The organism is Chryseobacterium paridis (genome assembly GCF_016595215.1).
GTDB lineage: Bacteria > Bacteroidota > Bacteroidia > Flavobacteriales > Weeksellaceae > Chryseobacterium > Chryseobacterium paridis.
This window is the reverse complement of record NZ_JAENHK010000010.1, coordinates 1,812,274-1,834,308: the sequence shown is the minus strand read 5'-3', so window position 1 is coordinate 1,834,308 and position 22,035 is coordinate 1,812,274. Positions and strand designations below refer to the sequence as shown.

At 33.9% G+C, this 22,035-nt stretch carries 23 protein-coding genes; 9 read left to right on the top strand and 14 right to left on the bottom strand.

From position 1 onward, the window contains the following. Positions 1-11 precede the first annotated feature (11 nt). Together JHL15_RS17755 and JHL15_RS17750 are read right to left on the bottom strand one after the other, a co-directional pair. A complete protein-coding gene (locus JHL15_RS17755; RefSeq protein ID WP_200247942.1) occupies positions 12-2,864 on the bottom strand; it encodes a TonB-dependent receptor in 2,853 nt (950 codons plus the stop codon). 147 nt (positions 2,865-3,011) lie between these two features. Beyond that, complete coding sequence (locus tag JHL15_RS17750) at positions 3,012-4,052, bottom strand: AraC family transcriptional regulator (protein ID WP_200247941.1); 1,041 nt, start codon at positions 4,050-4,052, stop codon at positions 3,012-3,014. Positions 4,053-4,496: 444 nt separating this feature from the next. On the opposite strand from JHL15_RS17750, the gene JHL15_RS17745 reads away from it, so the two are divergent. Next, the gene (locus tag JHL15_RS17745) at positions 4,497-5,510 is read left to right on the top strand and encodes a DUF2268 domain-containing putative Zn-dependent protease (protein WP_200247940.1); all 1,014 of its coding nucleotides are present in this window, start codon (positions 4,497-4,499) and stop codon (positions 5,508-5,510) included. 89 nt (positions 5,511-5,599) lie between these two features. On the opposite strand, the gene JHL15_RS17740 is transcribed toward JHL15_RS17745, so the two are convergent. From JHL15_RS17740 to JHL15_RS17715, 6 genes are all read right to left on the bottom strand, one after another. After that, the gene (locus JHL15_RS17740) at positions 5,600-5,845 is read right to left on the bottom strand and encodes a hypothetical protein (RefSeq protein ID WP_200247938.1); all 246 of its coding nucleotides are present in this window, start codon (positions 5,843-5,845) and stop codon (positions 5,600-5,602) included. A 219-nt stretch (positions 5,846-6,064) separates the two neighbouring features. Continuing rightward, positions 6,065-7,117 carry an aldo/keto reductase gene (locus tag JHL15_RS17735; RefSeq protein WP_200247936.1) on the bottom strand — a complete coding sequence of 351 codons (1,053 nt, stop codon included), beginning with the start codon at positions 7,115-7,117 and terminating at the stop codon, positions 6,065-6,067. A 7-nt stretch (positions 7,118-7,124) separates the two neighbouring features. Further along, on the bottom strand, positions 7,125-7,862 hold the full coding sequence (locus JHL15_RS17730; protein ID WP_200247934.1) for an SDR family oxidoreductase: 738 nt from the start codon (positions 7,860-7,862) through the stop codon (positions 7,125-7,127). Positions 7,863-7,929: 67 nt separating this feature from the next. Further along, complete coding sequence (locus JHL15_RS17725) at positions 7,930-8,514, bottom strand: TetR/AcrR family transcriptional regulator (protein WP_200247932.1); 585 nt, start codon at positions 8,512-8,514, stop codon at positions 7,930-7,932. A 131-nt stretch (positions 8,515-8,645) separates the two neighbouring features. Then, a complete protein-coding gene (locus tag JHL15_RS17720) occupies positions 8,646-9,185 on the bottom strand; it encodes a GNAT family N-acetyltransferase (RefSeq protein ID WP_200247930.1) in 540 nt (179 codons plus the stop codon). 25 nt (positions 9,186-9,210) lie between these two features. Further along, positions 9,211-10,032, bottom strand: coding sequence for a DUF6896 domain-containing protein (locus JHL15_RS17715; RefSeq protein ID WP_200247928.1), 822 nt, complete (start codon positions 10,030-10,032; stop codon positions 9,211-9,213). A gap of 51 nt (positions 10,033-10,083) precedes the next feature. Here JHL15_RS17715 and pafA point away from each other — a divergent pair, with 51 nt between their 5' ends. Continuing rightward, positions 10,084-11,730 (top strand): alkaline phosphatase PafA, encoded by a 1,647-nt coding sequence (pafA, locus tag JHL15_RS17710; RefSeq protein ID WP_200247926.1) that lies wholly within the window; start codon positions 10,084-10,086, stop codon positions 11,728-11,730. Between the two features lie 71 nt (positions 11,731-11,801). Here the strand turns inward: pafA and JHL15_RS17705 are convergent, their stop codons facing one another. The 6 genes from JHL15_RS17705 to JHL15_RS17680 form a co-directional block, all read right to left on the bottom strand. Continuing rightward, positions 11,802-12,110: a barstar family protein gene (locus JHL15_RS17705; RefSeq protein WP_200247924.1), complete on the bottom strand. Its 309-nt coding sequence runs from the start codon at positions 12,108-12,110 to the stop codon at positions 11,802-11,804. Further along, positions 12,107-12,754 carry a matrixin family metalloprotease gene (locus tag JHL15_RS17700; RefSeq protein WP_234047798.1) on the bottom strand — a complete coding sequence of 216 codons (648 nt, stop codon included), beginning with the start codon at positions 12,752-12,754 and terminating at the stop codon, positions 12,107-12,109. The genes JHL15_RS17705 and JHL15_RS17700 overlap by 4 nt, the downstream gene beginning before the upstream one ends. Then, the gene (locus tag JHL15_RS17695; RefSeq protein ID WP_200247922.1) at positions 12,708-13,193 is read right to left on the bottom strand and encodes a ribonuclease domain-containing protein; all 486 of its coding nucleotides are present in this window, start codon (positions 13,191-13,193) and stop codon (positions 12,708-12,710) included. Before JHL15_RS17695 ends, JHL15_RS17700 begins: the two co-directional genes overlap by 47 nt. A gap of 89 nt (positions 13,194-13,282) precedes the next feature. Then, positions 13,283-14,074, bottom strand: coding sequence for an NAD(+) synthase (gene nadE, locus JHL15_RS17690; protein ID WP_200247920.1), 792 nt, complete (start codon positions 14,072-14,074; stop codon positions 13,283-13,285). A gap of 12 nt (positions 14,075-14,086) precedes the next feature. Beyond that, positions 14,087-14,614 carry a GNAT family N-acetyltransferase gene (locus tag JHL15_RS17685; protein ID WP_200247918.1) on the bottom strand — a complete coding sequence of 176 codons (528 nt, stop codon included), beginning with the start codon at positions 14,612-14,614 and terminating at the stop codon, positions 14,087-14,089. Continuing rightward, entirely contained in the window at positions 14,611-15,144 is a 534-nt protein-coding gene (locus tag JHL15_RS17680) for a GNAT family N-acetyltransferase (RefSeq protein WP_200247916.1), read from the bottom strand. Before JHL15_RS17680 ends, JHL15_RS17685 begins: the two co-directional genes overlap by 4 nt. A 162-nt stretch (positions 15,145-15,306) precedes the next feature. On the opposite strand from JHL15_RS17680, the gene gldB reads away from it, so the two are divergent. The 7 genes from gldB (at position 15,307) to JHL15_RS17645 (ending at position 22,025) form a co-directional block, all read left to right on the top strand. After that, positions 15,307-16,293, top strand: coding sequence for a gliding motility lipoprotein GldB (gldB, locus tag JHL15_RS17675; protein ID WP_200247914.1), 987 nt, complete (start codon positions 15,307-15,309; stop codon positions 16,291-16,293). 80 nt (positions 16,294-16,373) lie between these two features. Then, positions 16,374-17,276: an ABC transporter ATP-binding protein gene (locus JHL15_RS17670; protein ID WP_200247912.1), complete on the top strand. Its 903-nt coding sequence runs from the start codon at positions 16,374-16,376 to the stop codon at positions 17,274-17,276. A 10-nt stretch (positions 17,277-17,286) separates the two neighbouring features. Beyond that, a complete protein-coding gene (locus tag JHL15_RS17665; protein WP_200247910.1) occupies positions 17,287-19,485 on the top strand; it encodes a thioredoxin-like domain-containing protein in 2,199 nt (732 codons plus the stop codon). Between the two features lie 24 nt (positions 19,486-19,509). Continuing rightward, positions 19,510-19,836: a gliding motility protein GldC gene (gldC, locus tag JHL15_RS17660; RefSeq protein WP_089027369.1), complete on the top strand. Its 327-nt coding sequence runs from the start codon at positions 19,510-19,512 to the stop codon at positions 19,834-19,836. 83 nt (positions 19,837-19,919) lie between these two features. Further along, the gene (locus JHL15_RS17655; RefSeq protein WP_200247909.1) at positions 19,920-21,059 is read left to right on the top strand and encodes a cystathionine gamma-synthase; all 1,140 of its coding nucleotides are present in this window, start codon (positions 19,920-19,922) and stop codon (positions 21,057-21,059) included. A 16-nt stretch (positions 21,060-21,075) separates the two neighbouring features. Continuing rightward, the gene (locus JHL15_RS17650) at positions 21,076-21,555 is read left to right on the top strand and encodes a DUF4440 domain-containing protein (protein ID WP_200247907.1); all 480 of its coding nucleotides are present in this window, start codon (positions 21,076-21,078) and stop codon (positions 21,553-21,555) included. A gap of 17 nt (positions 21,556-21,572) precedes the next feature. Further along, complete coding sequence (locus JHL15_RS17645) at positions 21,573-22,025, top strand: GNAT family N-acetyltransferase (RefSeq protein WP_200247905.1); 453 nt, start codon at positions 21,573-21,575, stop codon at positions 22,023-22,025. Positions 22,026-22,035: the final 10 nt, after the last annotated feature.

Here is a 22,035-nt window from a genome sequence, read left to right as displayed (position 1 = left end):
TGATTGTTTAATTAAAAATTGAAGTTTACACCAAGCTGCCCTCTGATCCCTGAATAAGAAATGTTTTCCACCCTTGATTTTATTCCCATATAATAGCGATTGGGCTCATTGAAAATATTATTCAGCTCAACAAAAAGTCTTATGTTTTTATTAATGCTGTATGAAGTAGAAGCATCGACCGTGAAGTTTTTATCAAAATGCTGATAATGATCCGGACCTGCAGCACTTCTTATTTCACTCACATAATCTCCTTTGTAATTCCCTGCCAATCGGAGCATAAACTTGTTGGTTTCATAGAATACTATCGTATTGAAAATATGCTTAGCCTGATTAGGAATAGTGGTTTTCATCGTTCCGGTTTGTTGGCCATTTGTATAAACAGGCATCTTCATTTCAGAAGCGATGTAGGTGTAATTTCCTTCAAATCCGATGTGTTTCAGAAATCCGGGGAGGTTTTCAAAACGTTTGGAAATTCCTACTTCAAAACCGTATAGCCTGGCACCCTCTAAATTCTTTGGAGTGGTGAATGTATAAGGAAGTCCGTTAACGCTTACTATAGATTGATCTTTATATATCAGATCAGTAATATTCTTGTAGAAAGCACCAGCAGTGATCATATCGAGTTTTCCAAAATAATTCTCAAACATCAAATCAAAATTATTAGAGAATGTAGGATTCAGTTGAGTATTTCCCTGTGTGATTGTATTGGATAGATCATTAACAATAGTTCCAGGATTCAGATCATTAAAATCTGGTCTTGCAAAAGATCTTGTATAGGCTGCTCTTATAATCTGATCTTTTGTAAGGTTCCATTTCATATTGATCATAGGAAGGAAGACATTGTATTTTTTACCATCTTTGATATCTTCCACTTTGGATCCTGCTTTATCAGAAATTACTTTTTTACCATAGAAAGAAATATCATTGTATTCATTTCGCACTCCACCCAGGAATTGTAGATTTTCATTGAGTTTCCATGTTCCCATCAGATACGTTCCCCAAACATTTTCCTGTCCATGGTAAGAACTGGTGACATTCGAATTACTGTTTTTACCGCTTACCTGAGAAAGGCCTAAGCTATTTTGAGTATCTGTATTGTAAAACTGATCAATTTGCCCATTAGTGATCTGATTGATGATGACTGAATTATATGGATTTCCAATCGGGTTCATAAAACCTCCATTGAAAGGGAAGGCAGTTTGTTCAAACTGACTCATGTAACTTATCGGAGCTCCTGGAATTCCTAATGCTGATTTGGGCATCCAAACCAATACTGCTGCATCCACAATTTTTTCTTTATTATTGAATTTGGTTCCGAATTGCAATTTGAAATTTTCTGCTACCTTATATATCAGATCAACCTGTCCGCGAAGATCCGTTTCACTGTTTCTGTTTTGGTTCAAAATGACCTGATTCAATTTTAATTGATTTCCCGAAATTGGATTTTGATTGTAAGGTAAAGTATAGTCATTTTGATCACCAACACCATTAGGAGCATCCATTGCAAAATATTTCCGGCCATCCGAAGATAAATTTCCATAGGTCATTGGTTGTATAAAATTAACGATAGGGTAACCTCTTTCATGCTCTTCCAGTTGTTTGGGAGAATTAAATTTGAAGGTTGATCTTGCTTTTGATAAAGACCAGTCCATTTCCAAACGTTGACCGACCTGATGATTTCCTCCAAATTGTATAGAATAGAGATCGGTAAGGTAATCAGCATGTCTGGCTTGCAGTGTGACATTTTTATTATCAAAATTAAAATAGGTTTCTCTTACCGATTGACCATCCTTGTATTGGCTATACAGACCCTTGAAATACAGTTTGTTTTTACTATTGATCTCATAATCCATCGCATGATTAAAGCCTAATGTTCTTCTGTTAGCCACATAGTCACGTAGCTGTAACTGGTTAATGGAATAGGATGCTATAGGATCGGGAAGTCCGTAATTGAAAATATTCCGCATCTGGTCTATTGCTCCCGATCTTTCCCATATTACAGCAGATGAAATGAATTTCAATTTGTCTGTAATTTTATTCCCATATACAATAGAAGAATTAAAAGTAGGGGATTTAGACATATTCACATATCCGGTAGATGTACTGATGGCTAAGGTCTCTTTGTTGGGTGATGTTTTGGTAATGAAATCTACATTTCCACCTATCGCATCACCATCAAGATCAGGGGTAAGCGCTTTTGATAGACGCACATTTTGTATCAATTCTGAAGGGAAAATATCCATCTGAACTCCTCTGTTGGCATTATCACCACTGGCACTGGGCATTCTGTTGCCATTTAAAGTAGAAGCGGTCCATTGTACAGGAGTTCCACGGACAGCCACAAAACGCCCTTCACCCATATCTCTCTCGATGGATACCCCTTGCATACGTTGTACAGCATCAGCAGCATTACGGTCTGGCAGTTTACCAATAGCATCGGCACTCAAAACTTCTGTAATTGTATTAGAATTTCTCTTCATGGTAATAGCCCGTGCCTGAGAAGCTTTATATACGCTGGCAACCACTACTTCCTGAATACTATTTTCTTTGATCTTCTTTTCCGCGATTTTTACGGTTCCCAGGTCAACCGGTATTTTATTAACAATACTAAAAGGAAAATAGGCGTTTTCATATCCTGTATATTCCACTACCAATCTGTAGTTTCCATCAGGAACATTACTTAAAGTAAATGAGCCATCTGTATCGGAGGTTATTTTTTCATTGCTATTCTCCAGATACACTAAAGCATTAGGCAGATTGCCCTGATGATCTACAACTATACCATGTACTGTAGTTTGAGCAATTGCAAACCCACCCAATAAAAAACATGCTGCAGTTGTTAAAAAAAATCTTCTACGTAACATCTTATAAATTTTCCGCAAAGATGTTTGCTCTGAAAAAAAGTGGAGTTCATTTAAGTTTTAACAAACCAATATAAGTTTTACTGTAGTTTAAATCGCTGGTTATGTGTTATTTATGAATATTAAATAATTGTAATATAAGATTGTTAACTATAAAGCATACTCTGTTGGGAGGCAGTTGAATTCTTTTTTAAAGTACTTATAGAATGTAGATTTGGATTTGAATCCACACTGGAAAGCAAGATCGGTTACATTCACGTCCGGTTCCTCCTGATGCATACGCCTAAACTGTAAAACCCTGTTTCGATTTGTATATTCATGAAAATTAGAGGTCAAGTATTGATTGAAAGTGATGGTAAGATCAGTTCTTGAAACGGACAGATTCTGGGAAAGGTTTTCCAGGGTGAAATTTTCATCCAGATACAAAGTGCTGTTCTTATAAAAATCTTCAATAGAAACCTGTATTTTATCGAAATCTATTTTAGAAAGATCTTTGTACTGGTATTTTTCTTTGATATTAACTTCTATCATGGGAACTGGCACATCTCTCTTAAGCTGTTCCTGGTACGTTAAAATATAAACGTACAAAATCCAAGCGAATTGAATCAAGAATAGAAGAAGGTATACTTTTTGAAACAGAAGAATATCTATTCCAAATTCATAACTAAACCGAAATGCAATCACTCCCAAAAAAATAAACAAGAGAAACAATCGGAATTGTTTAAAAAATGGATTTTTAATCTTGTACTGATACTTATACAGCAAGAAGATACAGATCACAAGACTAGCTGACCAATAATAAACGTAATAATTGACCAAATAGGTTTTGTAAAAATGAATAAGGGTATCTGCTTCTTTGTAACCAAATAGCTTCGCAGAAAGAGCAAGAGTATGGAACAAGACAATAAAACAAAAGGGAAATAGCAGATATTTTAATTTATCCCGCCACTTGAATTCTATAAAATTCAAAGTAATAGATAAGAATATGAGGCCTTTAAATATTCTCAGGCTACCCGGTATTTCATAGAGGATAGATTCATAGCCAAACCTTTTAATGATAAAATACTCATAACCCATATCCAGGACAACAGTCAAAATATACAATAACAACATATTGTGAAAAGACTTCCTGTTTTGAGCCAGGAAAAGTAAAACAGCAAGCGTAATAATTGCCTGTAGTATTACAACCATTAAAATATACAACATATACAATTAGATCTGGCCAAAATTATTAATAAAGCAGAAGTCTATTTTTAACAAATTATTAATTTTTTGATACAATTTTCTTTTTGTAAAATTGATAGATGTGAAAAATTATTTCCTATATTTCTGAACTTATGCTTAAAAAATTATTAAAAAATTAGGTAATTATTTATTTCAGCTGTAATAAAAATTACCTTTGGATTGTCTAATAGATGTACAAGATACCCATCCAAAAGAATTTTATTTTTTCGATTTTATATAACTGATAATATTTTGAAAACTATATGTTTAGAATGAAATTTTTTTACTAAAATAAAGAATTCTAAATATGAGCCTAATTATAGAATGGATTTTTTAAAGTATCGCAACAGAATTTAAACACCATACCTTTTGTAAAATTGAAATAGAAAGAAAATTAAGCTTAAACCAGAGATGAAAAGAACTGCCTTATTGATTTTTAGTGTTGTTACTGTATATTTTTGTTCAACGAACCAAAAATTAAATCCTGAAAACTCTTTTGAAAAAGATGTTGAAAAAGTGGCTGACAGTATTAAAGTAAATGACATTGTTATTAAAAATCTTTTTAAGTACCAGATATTGGCGCATCACAATAATTTATTTAATGAAAAAATGATTGTTGAAAAGGTATATCGTCCTCATCAGAAGCTTTGGGATAATTGCTATGCAACGATCTTTGGTGAGAAAAATGCTGGTTTGTACAATAATCCGGAAGGAATGGTACAATGGAATAAAACCTTTTATCCAAAACATAAAGCCAAATTAGATAATAAAACAAAAGAACTTTTAAAATTGAATCTCAATAGGGTACTGGCAACAAATTTAAAGAGGTTCAGCAGATTGGTTCCTTATCAGCCTAAAGCAACCATAAGTATTCTCTTTACACCCTTGACAGGAATTGGGTTTGGTGGTTGCAATGCTGAACAATTTGCCCTTGAACTTAATAATGAAAATACAGATCCTGAATATACACTGGAAAAGGGATTACCTCATGAGCTCAATCATTTGGTTTATGAAAAGTTCAGAAATATGGATGTTGATAAAAATTCTGCATTAAGCCAGACTATTGATGAAGGATTTGCGTGCTATTTTACCTGGGTGTTTTTTGAAGGAAAGATGGAAAGACATAACGCTGTAGAGAATATGTCACAAGAAAATTGGTCATGGTATCTTAGAAACGAAAAGAAGATCTTTACAAGTGTTAAACCTTATTTTTCAGATACTTCCGGGGATAATCCATTACTGAGAAATGATAAGAAAAAGCTTTTCCCTCAAGCTCCCAAAACTTTAAACTACTGGCTTGGCTTCCGAATTGTGGAAAAATATGTGGAGAAACATGGACCTGATTCATGGAAGGATATTTACAAGCTTACCCCAAAGCAGGTGTTAGAAAAGAGTGGTTACGAAAATTATATTAATTCGTTGTAGAATAGACTTTATGTTTTGAATACTATTGAATAGTAAAAAAATAAAACGCATCTTTTTGATACGTTTTACTATTACTTACATATCTATTTTTAATTAAAATAAACACACCCACATCCGGTTTCCCATTCCTGACAGAAACGTTTTGGTTCATGACATCCGCCACCTGGATTACCTCCACCTGTTTTAGGTGTTTTATAACACTTATCACCATCACAATAGGTATTGTAACCAGGTCCTGCCGGAGGACAAACTCCATCAAGGCAAAATGCATAGGCTGTGTCTCCACCGCTGATCAATACTAAATTTTTTCTCGTGAGTTTCATTAAATTTTTCATAGTACAGTATTTAATTTATTGATTACTAATATAATAAAATTATTAATACACTTTAATGTGATTAAATATATTAAAAATGGTGAGAAACTATAGTAATTTGTCATTGCGAGGAACGAAGCAATCTATACAATATCCTGTATTTAATAGACTATTAAACATAAAAAAATACTGGTACTCGAATTCAGTATCAGCATTATATATTTAATTTGCAATAAACTATTAAGCTACAGGATGATTCTGCATCACCATATTAGAACTTGCACCAAATAATATAGGTTGACTATTATTAATTACTTCATGTGGAGAACCTAAAGAAATAGCACTTATTTCATTAAGCTGCTGGATTTCTTCATTAGTCAGTATTACAGAGAGCGAGTCTAGATTGTCTTCTAATTGAGTTACATTTTTAGCCCCAAGAATTGTAACAGTAGATATTGAGTTTTGATCCTTTTGACGCAGCCATGCAAGAGCAACCTGGCCGACTTTTGCTCCTTTGTCTCGAGCAATTTTTTCAAGAGCATCAAGAATGGCGGTTTCACGTGGACTTACTTCATCCCTAACCAAATAGCCGTTCCATTCTTTTTTACGTGAATTTTCTTCTGATTCAGGATTGCGGTATTTTCCGGTCAATAAACCACCCGCTAGTGGTGACCAAAAGGCTACTCCCAAACCCAGAGCTTCTGCCATGGGTAAAAGTTCACGATCTGGAGTTCGTTCAATTAAATTATATTCAATCTGAATACCTGCAATGGGTGACCAACCACGCAAGTCAGCTAATAGGGAAGCATTTGCAATTCTCCATGCAGGAAAGTTAGAAAGACCAGCATATAAAATTTTTCCATCCCTGACCAGATCATCAAAACCACGAACAATTTCTTCAATAGGAGTCTGGCCATCTGAAAGGTGAGCCCAATAAAGATCTATATAATCTGTTTTCAGTCTTTTCAGACTTGCTTCTACAGAGTAGATAAGATTTTTGCGACTATTTCCAGATGTTAGTAATTCGCGACCACCCATTGTATATTTTGTAGCTAATACCAGATTTTGGCGCTTATCTGCAATCATTGTACTCAATAACTCTTCAGATTCACCCATTTGATAACCATCTGCGGTGTCTATAAAATTTCCACCTGCTTCAATATATTGGTCAAAAACCCTTTTGGCTTCGTCTGCTTGTGAACCATATCCTCGGCGTGTGCCGAAGGTTCCGGTTCCTAAAGCTAATTCTGAAACCCTAAGTCCGGTTTTATTTCCAAAAATTTTATATTTCATCTTATGATTATTTATTCAGAACACCAAAGGCGCCTTCTGAGTTAGCGAAGAAGTTGCTATAAACGACCTCGGTATCTCCAACACGTACTTCGTAATGATCTTGCTGAAATGCTTGTATCAAATCTGCAGCAACCTGAGAAGCCGGAATACCATTTTCACGACCTCCAATTTCTACTGAGAAATCAGTATCTACAAGGGGTGGCATTAATTCAAAAACCTTTATGCCGGTATCTTTGGCTAATTCATATCTCAGTAATCTTGTGTATGAACGCAAAGCAGCTTTGGAATCTGAATAGGTTGGTACATGGGAACCTGGGATTAAAGCTACGATAGAAGATACATTAACGATAGCCGCTTCGTTTTGTTGCTTTAGTAATGGAAGTAATTTTTCCGTTAAGCGGATAGGAGCGAAGTAATTGGTCGTAAATTCTGCTATCGCTTTGGTATAAGTATCAGAAGAATCTGATAATGTATATGCGTAGGCATTACCTGCATTGTTGATGAGAATATTTAATCCTCCAAAATTGGTTTTTATATCCTCCACTAATCTATTTACATCATTTTCATTGGTGATATCAGCCTGAATGGTAAAGACATTCTCTAAATCTTTTGCTGCGCTATCCAGCTTTTCTTTATTTCTTCCGACAATAATGATTTTGTTGGTTGAGTTTAATGCCTTTGCAATTTCTAAACCGATTCCTGAACCTCCTCCTGTAATAAGGACTGTGTTGTTTGTAATGTTCATAACGTTTGTTTTAAATATATTAAATTTTATTATTGTACTATTTAGTACAAAATTGTTTAAAAAAATTTTATTCGAGTATTTTCAAATTGAGTTCAATGATAGATCGAAGTATTTCGGATGAGTTTTCCATCCGTCTTGTCACATGAAGTCCATTCCATAGATTGGTAAGATGCCAGGCAATGATACCAGCACTTTCAGTGTTTTTTATTTGAACATTTTCTTGCGCTTTTTTCACTGCTTTTTCAAAAATGTGTTGGAGTTTTTTTAATAAATGAGCTGACATGTGCTTCGCTTCAATATCTTTTTCGGATAATTGTACCAAAGCATTACCAAGATAACATCCGGTTTCTTTATCACAATCAGGCGTTTTGGAAAGTTGTAAAAAGAATGTTTTAATCCATTCGATTTCGTTATCTGCTTTTGAAAGCTGGTCTTCAAGTCTTTTAATAAAACCTTCTGAAAACTGTTCAATAGACCGAACATACAGTTCCTGCTTTCCACCTTTAAATGCATGATAAAAACTGCCTTTTCCTATTCCCATGGCACTTAGCAATTCATCTGCGGAAGATGCATCATATCCTTTTGCCCTGAAAACTTCAGTGGCTTTATCAATAGCCTGTTGCTCGTCGAATATTTTAGGTCTTCCTGCCATGGTTTCTCTATTTTGATGAAGCAAAGGTAAATAATTGTACCGTTCAGTACAAAATGAAAATATAAATTTCTTTTATTGATTTTGTCGATGAAGTTTAAGAGCGTAATTGTTATTGCAGAAGTCCGTACAGTTTATAAAACATCAAAGCTCATGAATAAGGCAGTTTCTGTAGAGTCATTATATAATTTGGTGTTGATTCCGGTCAGATTAAACCCAGCTCTTTGATAGAATTTTATAGCAGGGTAGTTGGTGTTTTGAGTTTCCAGTTCTACTATTCTACAATTCAAATCGCGGGCTTCTCTGCTTGCCTTTTTGATGAGTTGTTTTCCAATATCCTGTCCACGCAGTTTTTCACTAATTAGAATATTTTCGATATAAAAACTGTTGTTCCATTCTCTAAATTCAGCAATAAGCCAACCTATTAATTCATCTTCTTGAAAAGCTCCAAAAGAATGCCCTTGTTCAATGATCTTGTTAAGTTCAGTAATATCATCAGAATCGGTTTTCCAGATTTTACGATAATGCTGTTTTTTCTCCCTCAGTGAAAACTCAAAACTATTATTCATTTCAATAGCAGAAACTACAAATATGGTGTCTGTTTCATATCCGTTAAGCCCCCAGTTCATGGTAGGATTGTCTGGAAGCTTTTCTAATTTTTTGATTTCTATCATAGAGAGATTTATAAAATATTAATTTCTACTTTTTAAGGCCTAAAAATTTTAATAAATTAAATTTAGGATGATAGTATTCTTCATTATCATTAAAAAGGGCAATTTCAACTTTGTCCCTGTCGGTTACTACAACCCCAGTATGCTCTTTAAAATTCGAAGTAATTTTTTCAAATAAGCCAAGATTTAACATAACTTCAATAATTCTTGCTCCATCTGCATAATCCTCATATATGTTTACAGGTAAAGGATGATAATTTGTAGAAGACTTTATAAATTGCATAAAGAAATAAGGGTCTAAGTCTCCAAATTCCATCCCGAACATAAAAGGAACTTCAATCTTTTGTTTTGTTTTAATATTTCCAAAATGGCAATGAAAGCCATGAATGAAATACTTCCAATCTCCTATTTTTCCTTTTTGTTCTTTTCCTTTAAGCTGATTAAACATTATAGAAGGAAACTTATGATTGAATTTTATTTTTTTCTTTTGAGCGAACATGAAAACTAATTCTTCACCTAGTTTTCGGTAATCCTTTGCACAGCTTTCAAAAAACAGTTGATTTGTAATAATCTCCTCATCACTAATTAGCTTGACAATATTGATTTCAGGTTCAATAGTATGTATAGTAATTTGAAAATTTGAAAGGTTGTTTCTTAAATCTATTACAATATCCTCTCTTAAATGTTGAATGGATTTGTCGAACAATATTTTAAGTTTTTTATTTCGAGGAATATTTTTAATATAAGTAAATGGGGGGAATTTATCAATTGACTGAAGTTTTATTATTTCTGTTGTTCTTTCCAATAGTTCTAAATATGTAACCAATTTCAAATTTAAATAAAATTTCATATTCTAAAACTTTGAAAACCCTTAAATTTGCTTTCAATAAAAATTTACTAGATGCTTAGGAAAATTTCAATTGCGGCACTTACCATGTTGTCCGTAGTTACAATTGATGCTCAGAAAAACAAAAATTCTCAATTAGAAAGACCCAAATTAGTAGTCGGACTTGTAGTAGATCAGATGAGGTGGGATTACTTGTATCGCTTTTATAGCAAATATGGGAATGATGGTTTCAAAAGACTATTGAATACCGGTTACGCTTTAAATAATGTTCATATTCCATATGTTCCTACAATTACAGCCTTAGGACATACTTGTATTTATACAGGTTCTGTTCCGGCGATTCACGGAATTGCAGGAAACGACTGGACAGATAAAGAAACAGGAAAGAATGTTTATTGTACTACAGATGAGAGCGTACAACCTGTTGGAACAACAAATGCTAAAATCGGAAGTCATTCTCCAAAGAATCTTTGGTCAACAACCGTTACTGATGAGTTAAAACTGGCAACGAATTTCCAGGCAAAAGTAGTTGGGGTATCTTTAAAAGACCGTGCTTCGATACTTCCTGCAGGACATACTCCGAACGGAGCATTTTGGTTTGATGATTCTACAGGAAACTTTATTACCAGCACGTGGTATATGAATGATTTGCCACAATGGGTGAAATCTTTCAACTCACAGAATTTACCTGAGAAATTGGTAGCTAATGGGTGGAATACTTTATTACCGATCAACCAATACACAGAAAGTTCACCTGATAATTCTGCATGGGAAGGTCTTTTAGGAAGCTCAAAAACACCTACTTTTCCATACAGCAATTTAGCAAAGGATTACAAAGACAAAAAAGATAATATCCGTTATACCCCTTTCGGAAATACATTAACCTTAAAACTGGCTGAAGCTTCTGTAGAAGGTGAAAAGTTGGGAGGTGATGATATCACAGATTTCCTTGCTATCAATCTTGCATCCACAGATTATGCAGGTCATAAATTCGGACCTAACTCGATTGAAGTAGAGGATGTGTATTTAAGACTAGACAAGGATCTTGCAGAGTTCTTCAACTATCTGGATACTAAAGTTGGAAAAGGAGAGTACACTGTTTTCTTATCAGCGGATCATGGTGGAGCACATTCTGTAGGTTTCTTACAGGAGCATAAAATCCCAACAGGCTTCTTTGGTGAAAACAGTCAGAAAGACATTAACCAGAAGTTAAAAGAAAAATTTGGTGTAGATAAACTGATCAATGCGGTAGATAATTATCAAATTTATTTTGATAGAAAGTTATTAAAAGACAACAAAATTGAATTGGATGCAGTAGTAGATTTTGCGGTTAAAGAATTAGAAAATGATCCAACGGTTTTATATGCTGTTTCTGTAACCAAAGTACAGGAATCAACAATTCCAGAGCCTATCAAACAGAGAATTATCAATGGAATCAACAGACAGAGAAGTGGGGATATTCAATTGATCTCTCATGATTCTATGTTACCTCCTTATGCAAAGACAGGGACAACGCATAGTGTATGGAACTCTTATGATTCTCACATTCCTTTATTATTTATGGGATGGGGAGTTCAACATGGAGAAAGCAATAAACCATATTTTATGACGGATATTGCTCCTACCGTTTCTTCTTTATTGAAAATTCAGTTCCCAAGCGGAAGTGTTGGAAATCCTATCACAGAAGTGATCGGAAAATAATCCATCAGAAATATAAAAAAAGACTGTCTCTTAAGAGACAGTCTTTTTTTATGATTAGATTTTTTATTGCATTAGTCTGCAAGTTCATCATCATCCTCATCGTCTTCATATTGTTCAAGGTAATAGCTGAAAGTGAAATCTTCCAATTCTTCTTCCGCATCTTCTAAAGTAGTCAATAGGTCTTCAAATAATTCCAACTGATCTACTGTTAAATTTACAAACTCGAGATGAAGTGGCATTTCTAATCCGCCGGTAATTACATCATAAAGAGCATCAAGATTATCACCAAAATCTTCTGGCAATGTAATCTTTTCTTTTAATTGAGTATAGAAATCCTCATAATCTCCTATATCCGTAAAATCTATATATATTGTTTTCATATTGAATTGAATTTCCAATTTTTATTAATTAAAAAAGTTTTGCATTTTTTGCAGAAATCGATCTCTTCGTCAGTAGGGTTTTTACCTTCCGCACTTCTCATAAAACATGTCTTTTCTGGGCAATGTTCTAATCCTTGTGTGTGGCCAAGTTCATGAATGGCAATTTTAAAAAGCTGTTCGTTAATTTTTTCTTTATTCAATCTGAAGCTCGATGCTACGCATGCTTTTCCGGGTCTATATCCCAGTCCCATTATTCCAAAATCTTTTATTTTACCCTTTGTGGTACTTATATCGTTTGAAGTTAGACCAATTGTTACAAAACCATCTTTTGTTGTTTTGCTTAAAACCTTAATAATAGAATCAGCTTTATAACGTTTCCTTTCATTGTAATAAGCATTTTCTGGTAAATCAATGGGATTCAGAACTTTTACATTTGGATAAACTTTCTTTATCTCACTGGTCACGAATTTTACACTTTCAGGCTTTAGATCATTAAACGGTTGAACTAATATTACCATCCCTTTATTTTCCTTTATCAACTTTTGTGGTTGATCTGAACAGGAAAATGTAAGTAATGATAGTATGCTTATCAGAAAGCTACTGTTTCTCAAAACTCTTGTAATGATTTTTAGTAAGGTAAACATCTCCGTCCTTTGTAAAAATAATACGATCTGCATTTCTACTTCCACAGCTGTAGTTAACGTCTGCTTCGAAATACTGATTTCCATTTGGTAAACTTCCTTCTCTGTTTCCAAAACGGTCTCCTCCAATTGCACGTCCGGGTAGAACATCACAAAGGTTTCCCTTTGAAGGATTCCAGCCCTGTTTTCTGGCTTCATTTTTTGTAATGTAATATCCAGGAAGCTGGTGATTCTGTTTTACATAGCTGATTACCGTTTTTTCGGCAGTAAGCTGATCGATAGATTGCTGATCTGTCGTGTTAGCTGAGCTACTGCTATATTCAACTTTTGGATTCTGAGCGTCTTTTTTTGTATCAGAAAATTTATTGAAGATATACATCACGGACATTCCGAACAGAAGACCGAGACAGGCAAAAAATAAAGGTCTCATTTTATTATTCATACTATTATATAATTTACCAAAATACCAATATATCGGTTTATCAATGTTGAAGTTACTACATTGTTATATGGATACATTGTACACTATTTTTATGATCTCCATTCTTCAGGAATGTCACAAACCGGGATAGGATTTATTTTATGTTGAGCTGCTTTATGCATTCTGTCAAATATTAAAAATACTTCCCGATCACGGCCTTCATAATCTTCCACCGTTTTTGTTCCGTATTCTTTCTGTATTTTTTCCAGTTCAGGATAGGTTGCACCAATCTGTTGCTCATCCGTTCTTTCTGCATCCCAAAGCCCATCTGTAGGAATGGCTTCCTGAATATTTTTAACAAGATTTAAAGCTCTTGCAAGGGTGTAAACTTCAGTTTTATACAAATCAGCAATAGGAGATACATCCACACCACCATCTCCATATTTTGTATAAAAACCTATTCCGAAATCTTCTACTTTGTTTCCTGTTCCGCAAACTAATAAACCATTTATCTGGCCGTAATAATACAAAGTAAGCATTCTTAAACGTGCTCTTGTATTGGCAAATGCTAGTTTTTCATTAGGATAGAGATCGTCTTTCACATCGAAAGTAGTATATAGTTCTTCAAAAGCAGGTGTCAAATTGACAGACATCGTTTCCACATTAGAGAATTTATACTTAAGATCATTCATGTGCTCCCATGCACGGTTAACCTGATCTTCTTTCTGACGGATAGGCATCTCAATTAACAATGTTTTCAGCCCTGTCATAGCAGCCAGTGTAGAAACTACTCCGGAATCAACTCCTCCGGAAACACCAATTACATATCCGTTTACTTTAGATTTTTCTGCATAATCCTTCAGCCAGCTTACAATATGATCGATTACTTTTTGTGTTTGCATTATTTATTTTTTTTAATCTATTCCAAATTCTTTAGGATATTTTACAACCCCATTTACATTTTTTAAACCATCGGTTACCAGTTCTAAAGCCATCCCGTTTTCTTCAGGAAGTTCAAAAGGAAACGAAATTCCAAAATTACTTGTTTTTTGATATCCAAACCTAGGATAATAATGTTCATGGCCTATTAAAATAACCGATTCGTAGCCTAGATCTTTAGCTATTTTATGGCCATAATTGATCAGTTGACCACCTATTCCTTGTCCCTGATATTCAGGCTTTACTGAAACAGGTGCCAGTGCTAAAGAGCTAAAGCTATCTGAATTATTTTTAACAGACAATTTTGTGAAAAGGATATGACCGACAATCTCATTATTGATTTCGGCAACTATAGATAATTCGGGAATGAAAGCATCAGAGTTTCTCAGTTTTTCAACTAAAAACTGTTCCTGATGATCACTGTGTTCTGCATATTTAAAAGCATCTTCCACAACCTTAAAGACCTGTGAATGATCTTTTTCTTGTTCCTGTCTTAAAATCATTTTTTTGAATTGTATTTTTCACGTTTTAATTCATACCAAAAACAAAGCCCATCGGGTTCTTCAAACTCTCCGGTTTTTTCAAATCCGAGTTTTTTCAGAATATGATTGGAGCCATCATTTTCATTGTGAGCGCAGGCATAAATTATTTCTCTGTTAAGATCATTAAAACCAAAATCTAAAGTAGCTCTTGCAGATTCTATAGCATAACCTTTACCCCAAAACTCGGGCATGAAACGATACCCTAATTCGTAAATATTGTTATAACCGTTTATCTCTTTAGTAATGAACTTTAATCCACTCCATCCAATTAATAAATTGCTTTCTTTTTCAATGACAGCAAGTCTTCCAACACCATTATCTGTGTATTGCTGCTGGATCATTTTAATTACATTTTCAGATTCCTTAATATCCGTTTGTGGAGGAGTACCTACATACTTCACCACCTCCGGATTAGAGTCCAGAAGAAAAAGACGTTCAGCATCACTTTCTTCAAGCTTTCTTAAAATAAGTCTTTCAGTTTCCAGTCGCATTTGTTATTTTTTTATAAAATTGCAGGTTTAGAAATATAAGAGAATGTTCTATTTCATGAAAAAATGTAAATATTGTAGCGAAACAAGTCGTTTATTTTATTTTTCATCATGATATTATGTTTAAATCCGTATTTTCGTACCCTTAAATTTCATGTAAAAATAATGAAGATTTTTAGAACTATAGCGCTTTCTTCAATTTTAGTTTTGGGACTGTATTCTTGTAAAAAAGAATCTGACAATCCATGGAAAGTTGAATTGAAAACACCTGTTGAAAAGGTAGAACTGACTGATATTTCCAAACAGTTTTATGACCAGAATATTCCTTTGGATCAATTTAAAGCTGAATTTCCCTGGTTTCAGGGAACAGTTTCTGATCAGGATTTTGGGAAAAGAAGAAGTGATGCGGGGGAAATAAAGATTTATAAAGAAGCAGTTTCTAAAATTGATCAAGAGAAACTTCAGAAAGAACTTCAGGAGCTATTTTCACATATTAAATATTACTTTCCGAAATTTAAAAGCCCGAAAGTATATCTTTTTTCATCAGCATTACAGATGATTCAGGATCCTATTTTTTATGACGAGAAAGGGAATCTTCTGTTTATAGATATCACTGGATTTATGGGGGATAAAAATCCTAATTATAAAGGATTGGAATTGTATTTTCAGAAATCAATGAATCCTAATAATATTGTTCCTAAGGTGTCAAGAATGTTTGCTGAAAATATTGTCCCTTTTTCTACGGACCATCAGAAATTCATTGATCTTTTGATGTATAATGGAAAAGTAATGATCCTTCAGGATGCATTTTTGCCAGACACACCGGATTATTTGAAAATGAATTACACCAAACCACAATATGATTGGGCGGTTGCTAATGAAGGGAATATCTGGAATTATTTTGTGGAAAGTAATTTATTATTTGGAGATGATCATAGATTAGAAGAGCGTTTTATCTCACCGGGACCCTTTTCTAAATTTTATACGGAAATTGATAATGAATCTTCACCTCAGATAGGAATTTTTACAGGATGGCAGATTGGGAAAAAATATCTCAAGGAAAAACCCGAAGTAAAACTCACAGACTTCCTCAAAATGGATGGGACTGAAATCTTTAATCAGTCTGGTTATAAACCAAGTGTAACAAAATAGATAACCTCACATACCTATATAAGACCTTTTGTAAATACAGAAGGTCTTTTTTAATTTTCACACATTTCAAAACATTATGCATGGAAAAATTAATTAATATCCAGAACTTAAGTTATGGATTTTCCCAAAATAAGCTCATCCTCAAAAACGTGAGCCTCTCAGTTCCAAAAGGAAGTATTTTTGGATTTTTGGGTGCTAACGGAGCTGGTAAATCGACAACGATGAAAGTAATGTTAGGAAATCTTCCTGACGAAAATAATACTGTTGAAATTTTTAATCAAAAGTTGTCTGAACTTTATCCGCATGGGTTTCAGAAAATTGGAAGTCTTATAGATAGTCCTGCTTTTTATGATCATTTATCCGGATGGGATAACCTGATTATTCTTTCCAGATTGAGGGATCTGCCAGATTCTGAATGTGAAAGAGTTTTGAATTTGGTAGACCTTTGGGAAAGCAGAAAAATGAAGACGAAAAAATATTCATTAGGGATGAAGCAAAGATTGGCAATTGCTATGACTCTTCTTGGAAATCCTGAGCTTTTAATTCTTGATGAACCTGTAAATGGGCTTGACCCAAACGGGATGTTGGAAATTAGAGAGCTATTGCTTAAGCTGAATAAAGAGCAGGGGATTACCATATTTATTTCAAGTCATTTGTTACAGGAAGTTGAAAAAATGGTTACTCATCTTGCCATTATTTCTCATGGTGTTATTAAATTTTCAGGAAGTGTAGAGGAATTAAATAAGCATTACCGACATAATCATATTAGAGTAGGTTTAAACAATGCCTCTCTTTTTACACAACATATTCCAGAATATTATTCTGCTAAAATAATAGATGAAAATACCTTGGAAGTAACGGTTCAGTCCAAAGAAGATATCATTAAACTGACCAAATTGCTAGTGACAAATAATGCTGAGATTTTTGAAATCAGAAACAGTGCCGGACTGGAAGATTGGTTTATGGAAATAACAAAAAATTAAACAAACACAAATGAAAAAATTAATAATATTAATCAAAACTGAGTGGTTAAAAATAAAAGGTCTTGGGTTAGTTTATCTGGCATTAGCACTAGGTATTTTAGTCCCCTTGCTTGATTTTGTCACCAAAACTTTTAACCCGTCATTTATTACAGGAGAAGAATTGCCTGGTTCTGTTTTTGAAAGTTCTATAACGGATAATTTTAAAGCATTCTCCATGTTTTTACTTTTGCTGTATATTGTAATTGCTGGGAATAGAATAGCGCAGGTTGATCACAAAAACAATGGTTGGCAGCTTATGGAAACTCAGCCAATCAGTAAATTCCAATTATATCTATCAAAATATGTCATATTGTTGATATTGAGTTTTTTATGTATTGCTACTTATTTTTTATTTAATATCTTATTCTCATTTCTGGATTATTTTATTCACCCTAGCGACACAAAACTGCTAACCTTCGATCTACTTTGGATCCTAAAAATGTTTGTTAGATTGTGTGTAGGAGTTTTGGGAATTGCAGCAGTTCAGCTGTGTATATCAGTGGTTTTTCCTGGTTTTATTTGGGCTTTTTTAGTTGGTGTTTTAGGGCTGATTGTCAATACTTATTCATTAGTCGAAAGAGTTACTTTGCCGTTTAGTCCTTATAATTCTATCTATGTTTTGTGCAAAACTCCTAATGTAAAAAGCCTGAATCATTTTATTACATACAGCGAATATTTAAGTATTTTCTGGGCAATTGTATTTTTTATTATAGGATATTTCTGGTATCGAGGAAAAGGATTTAAACCTGCATTTCTGAAGAATAAAAAACAAATTCTTTTTTCATCTGCTTTTGTAGTAATAGCTGCAGGTGCATTTTTTATTTTACAAAAGCCCAGGGCTTATAAAAGTGAAGGAGAAGGAGTTGTAATCAAAGGAAGCTTGCAGACTAACCTTAAAATAGATTCTATCAGGATATTCTCAAAAGATTTTCACAAAAAAATAGGAAGTGCATCCGTGAAAAATGGAATATTTTCGTGGGAAACCAAAGATAAGATTCCATTTGATGAATACAGTCTTGAATTTGGAACTAAGAAAATCGACTTTATGATGGGAAGCGGAGATCAATTTAATTTTGATATTCGTTGTAACGCGATGAATATCAAATATTTTTTAAATTCTAATAGATCAGCAGAACAGGATTACAAGAATGAAGAAGATGGATTTGGATATGAATTTTCCTATGCTGTTCAGGAACAAAAATATAATGATAATCCGACAGGATTTTATGAGTTGGCACAATCCGATTGGAAAAAGAATATAAAAAGGCTTGAAAAGTTTACAGATGCCGAGAACAATGCCCTTTCTGACGAATTTAGATCATATAGAAAACAATTACTGGCAATTCAATACCTGAATGAAATTAATAATTACAGAAAAATGACGTCATGGGATGATCCTAAATTTGCTGCTCCAAAATCATTCTTAAATGAGTTGAATTCAAGGATTAAAAACCCAACTGTTTTGTTAAGTAAGAATGATGATTATATCCAATATAAACTGGATGAAATGATCACAGATAAAGACCGCTTGTCAAATTCTGACAGTATTCTTTTTGTCAAATTAAATGCGTTACCAAATGGTATAGAGAAAGATCGTTTATTGACAAAGCATCTTGTGAAAAGCATGGAGCTGGAATCAGATAGTACTTCAAGAACGCAGCTTTTTGCCAGAGAATTTAAAGTTTTAGGAAATAATGATTTTAAGAAACTGGCGCAATCTAAGTTTGAGCAGATCAGTCTTTCACAAAAAGGAGCTCCGTTTTCAGATTTGAAATTTCTTGATAATAAAGGAAAATCGCATCAGCTATCACAATACAGAGGAAAGTATGTAGTTGTAGATTTATGGGCAACCTGGTGTGGACCATGTAAACAAATCCGTCCCATATTTGATACACGAAGTAATCAGTATCGTTATTATAGTAATATTCAATTTATCTCCATTAGTCTGGATCAGGACAAAACCAAATGGCTGAATTATTTGAAAACAAAACCATCAAAAGTACCGCAATATTGGTTATCTGATGCAATGGAGTTCATGAATAAATATAAAATTCAAACGATCCCAAGGTTTATTATCATAGATCCCGAAGGAAAAGTTTTCAATCTAAATACCCCATTTCCTGATGAAGATAACTTCGTAGAAATTTTGGATAAGCTCAAGAAGTATTAACTTTGTGAAAAATTTAAAATTGATATGAGAAAGACTCAGATAACGATAGACGTTGAATTAGATGAAAACCACATTCCTGAATTAATAACCTGGAATGCTCAGGATGGGGGTGTTGAAAAAGAAGAAACTAAGGCAACGATGATTTCTGTTTGGGATGAAAAAGCAATGGAAGCTTTAAGGATCGATCTTTGGACAAAAGAAATGCCTGTTGATCAGATGAAGATGTTCATCCACCAGATTTTAGTTTCATTAGGAAATACCTATCAAAGAGCAACAGGAGAAGAAGATGTGGCACAATGGATCGAACAAATGGCAGAAGAATTTGCCATAAAATCAGCAATAAAAATGTAAACCAATTTACCAATCTAACAGTTTACCAATAAGATAATTGTTAAATTGTTACACTGTTAGATTGCTACATTAAAAAATATATTATGAATTTTAATACAAAAGTTATACACGGTGGTCAACACCATGAATCTGCAACAGGTTCTGTGAACGTTCCTGTATTTTTAACTTCTACTTTTGCACAAAAAAGTCCCGGAGTACATTCCGGTTACGAATACTCAAGAGCAGCCAATCCTACAAGACAGGCATTGGAAGATTCTTTAGCAAGTATTGAAAACGGAGCAAGAGGTCTTGCTTTTGGATCAGGTCTTGCGGCCATCGACTGTGTTTTGAAATTATTAAACCCAGGTGATGAGGTCGTTGCTGTAGATGATTTATATGGTGGGACGTATAGAATGTTTACCAGACTTTTTGAAAAATACCAATTGAAGTTTACTTTCGTAAATTTTGATGATGTTTCTAAAATTGCTGATGTCATTACAGATAAGACAAAGCTGATCTGGGTAGAAACGCCTACGAATCCTTTGATGAAGTTGGTAGATATCAAAGCAGTGGTAGAAATTGCTAAAGGAAAAGATATTTTAGTAGCAGTTGACAATACTTTCGCTACGCCTTATATTCAAAGACCGATCGATTTAGGAGCTAATATTGTAATGCACTCCGCTACAAAATACTTAGGAGGACACTCTGATGTTATTGCTGGTGCTCTTATTGCTAAAGATGCTGAACTAGGAGAAAAACTACACTTCATTCAGTTTGCAAGCGGAGGTATTTTAGGCCCTCATGATTCTTATTTGGTTTTAAGAGGAATTAAAACTTTAGCCCTAAGAATGCAAAGACATTCTGATAACGGATTAGCAGTAGCAAAATATCTTGAAACCCATCCGGCAGTAGATAAAGTGATTTATCCTGGATTAGAATCTCATCCACAATATGAATTGGCAAAATCTCAGATGAAAGAAGCTGGAGGGATGGTTTCATTTACTTTCAAATCAGGGAAAAAAGAAGATGCAATCAAATTCTTAGAGAAAGTGAAAGTTTTCACGCTTGCTGAATCTTTAGGAGGTGTAGAATCTTTAGCCAACCACCCTGCACTAATGACTCACGCTTCTATTCCTGCTGAAAAGAGAGCTGAACTAGGTATCACAGATGATCTGGTTCGTTTAAGTGTTGGAATTGAAGATGCTGAAGATCTTATCGCTGATTTAGAAAGAGCTTTTTCTTAATTAAAATAATACAGTAATGAGAAGGATTAAAATTATTTTTATCCTGAGTCTTTTTAGTCAGCTAATATTTGCTCAGGTTAAAACCACTGATGAACTTTACCAAACTGCTAAGAAATTGGATAGCTTGGTTTTCAACGAGGGATTCAACAAGTGTAATCCTTCTCATTATAATGATATCATAAGTAACGATCTTGAGTTTTATCATGATATTGGAGGAGTTACCAATGGTAAAGAAGCATTTATAGCATCTGTAAAAAATAATATTTGCAGTGTTCCCGGAAAAGTAAAACGAGAGCTTGTTCCCGGAAGTATGAAAGTATATCCTTTATATAGCAATAAAACCTTATACGGTTTTATACAGGAAGGTGATCATCAGTTCTTCGAAAACAATAAAGGGAAATGGAATAAAACCGGACAGGCAAAATTTACCCATTTATGGATTTCCGATCATAACCAATGGAAGCTTAAGAGAGTACTAAGCTATGATCACCACTAAGCATCACACATCATAATATGAAAAATACAAGAAAAGCCAATACTTCGGATATACAACAACTGTCTGAGTTGTTTGACCAATACAGAGTTTTTTACCATAAAGAATCTGATATTCCCAGTGCTGAAAATTTTTTAAAGGAAAGAATCGAAAATAAAGAATCCGAAATTTTTGTTGCTGAAGATGAAGGAAAACTCGTAGGATTTGTTCAGTTATATCCTCTGTTTTCTTCTACCAGAATGAAACGATATTGGATATTGAATGATCTTTATGTGAATGATTCTTACAGAGGAAAAGGGTATTCTAAAGAGTTAATTGAAGAAGCCAAAGAACTGTGTAAATCTTCAAATGCAAGCGGAGTATTATTGGAAACCGGAAAGAGCAACGATGTAGGGAATCGACTATACCCAGCCTGTGGTTTTGAATTATATGATTCTGTTAACTTCTACGAATGGAGCAATCCTGAACAATAAAAAAACAAAC

Bases quoted from the DNA above. Each gene is read 5' to 3' on its own strand.
- JHL15_RS17755 (WP_200247942.1), bottom strand. From the start codon at position 2,864: ATGTTACGTAGAAGATTTTTTTTAACAACTGCAGCATGTTTTTTATTG.
- JHL15_RS17750 (WP_200247941.1), bottom strand. From the start codon at position 4,052: ATGGTTGTAATACTACAGGCAATTATTACGCTTGCTGTTTTACTTTTC.
- JHL15_RS17745 (WP_200247940.1), top strand. From the start codon at position 4,497: ATGAAAAGAACTGCCTTATTGATTTTTAGTGTTGTTACTGTATATTTT.
- JHL15_RS17740 (WP_200247938.1), bottom strand. From the start codon at position 5,845: ATGAAAAATTTAATGAAACTCACGAGAAAAAATTTAGTATTGATCAGC.
- JHL15_RS17735 (WP_200247936.1), bottom strand. From the start codon at position 7,117: ATGAAATATAAAATTTTTGGAAATAAAACCGGACTTAGGGTTTCAGAA.
- JHL15_RS17730 (WP_200247934.1), bottom strand. From the start codon at position 7,862: ATGAACATTACAAACAACACAGTCCTTATTACAGGAGGAGGTTCAGGA.
- JHL15_RS17725 (WP_200247932.1), bottom strand. From the start codon at position 8,514: ATGGCAGGAAGACCTAAAATATTCGACGAGCAACAGGCTATTGATAAA.
- JHL15_RS17720 (WP_200247930.1), bottom strand. From the start codon at position 9,185: ATGATAGAAATCAAAAAATTAGAAAAGCTTCCAGACAATCCTACCATG.
- JHL15_RS17715 (WP_200247928.1), bottom strand. From the start codon at position 10,032: ATGAAATTTTATTTAAATTTGAAATTGGTTACATATTTAGAACTATTG.
- pafA (WP_200247926.1), top strand. From the start codon at position 10,084: ATGCTTAGGAAAATTTCAATTGCGGCACTTACCATGTTGTCCGTAGTT.
- JHL15_RS17705 (WP_200247924.1), bottom strand. From the start codon at position 12,110: ATGAAAACAATATATATAGATTTTACGGATATAGGAGATTATGAGGAT.
- JHL15_RS17700 (WP_234047798.1), bottom strand. From the start codon at position 12,754: ATGTTTACCTTACTAAAAATCATTACAAGAGTTTTGAGAAACAGTAGC.
- JHL15_RS17695 (WP_200247922.1), bottom strand. From the start codon at position 13,193: ATGAATAATAAAATGAGACCTTTATTTTTTGCCTGTCTCGGTCTTCTG.
- nadE (WP_200247920.1), bottom strand. From the start codon at position 14,074: ATGCAAACACAAAAAGTAATCGATCATATTGTAAGCTGGCTGAAGGAT.
- JHL15_RS17685 (WP_200247918.1), bottom strand. From the start codon at position 14,614: ATGATTTTAAGACAGGAACAAGAAAAAGATCATTCACAGGTCTTTAAG.
- JHL15_RS17680 (WP_200247916.1), bottom strand. From the start codon at position 15,144: ATGCGACTGGAAACTGAAAGACTTATTTTAAGAAAGCTTGAAGAAAGT.
- gldB (WP_200247914.1), top strand. From the start codon at position 15,307: ATGAAGATTTTTAGAACTATAGCGCTTTCTTCAATTTTAGTTTTGGGA.
- JHL15_RS17670 (WP_200247912.1), top strand. From the start codon at position 16,374: ATGGAAAAATTAATTAATATCCAGAACTTAAGTTATGGATTTTCCCAA.
- JHL15_RS17665 (WP_200247910.1), top strand. From the start codon at position 17,287: ATGAAAAAATTAATAATATTAATCAAAACTGAGTGGTTAAAAATAAAA.
- gldC (WP_089027369.1), top strand. From the start codon at position 19,510: ATGAGAAAGACTCAGATAACGATAGACGTTGAATTAGATGAAAACCAC.
- JHL15_RS17655 (WP_200247909.1), top strand. From the start codon at position 19,920: ATGAATTTTAATACAAAAGTTATACACGGTGGTCAACACCATGAATCT.
- JHL15_RS17650 (WP_200247907.1), top strand. From the start codon at position 21,076: ATGAGAAGGATTAAAATTATTTTTATCCTGAGTCTTTTTAGTCAGCTA.
- JHL15_RS17645 (WP_200247905.1), top strand. From the start codon at position 21,573: ATGAAAAATACAAGAAAAGCCAATACTTCGGATATACAACAACTGTCT.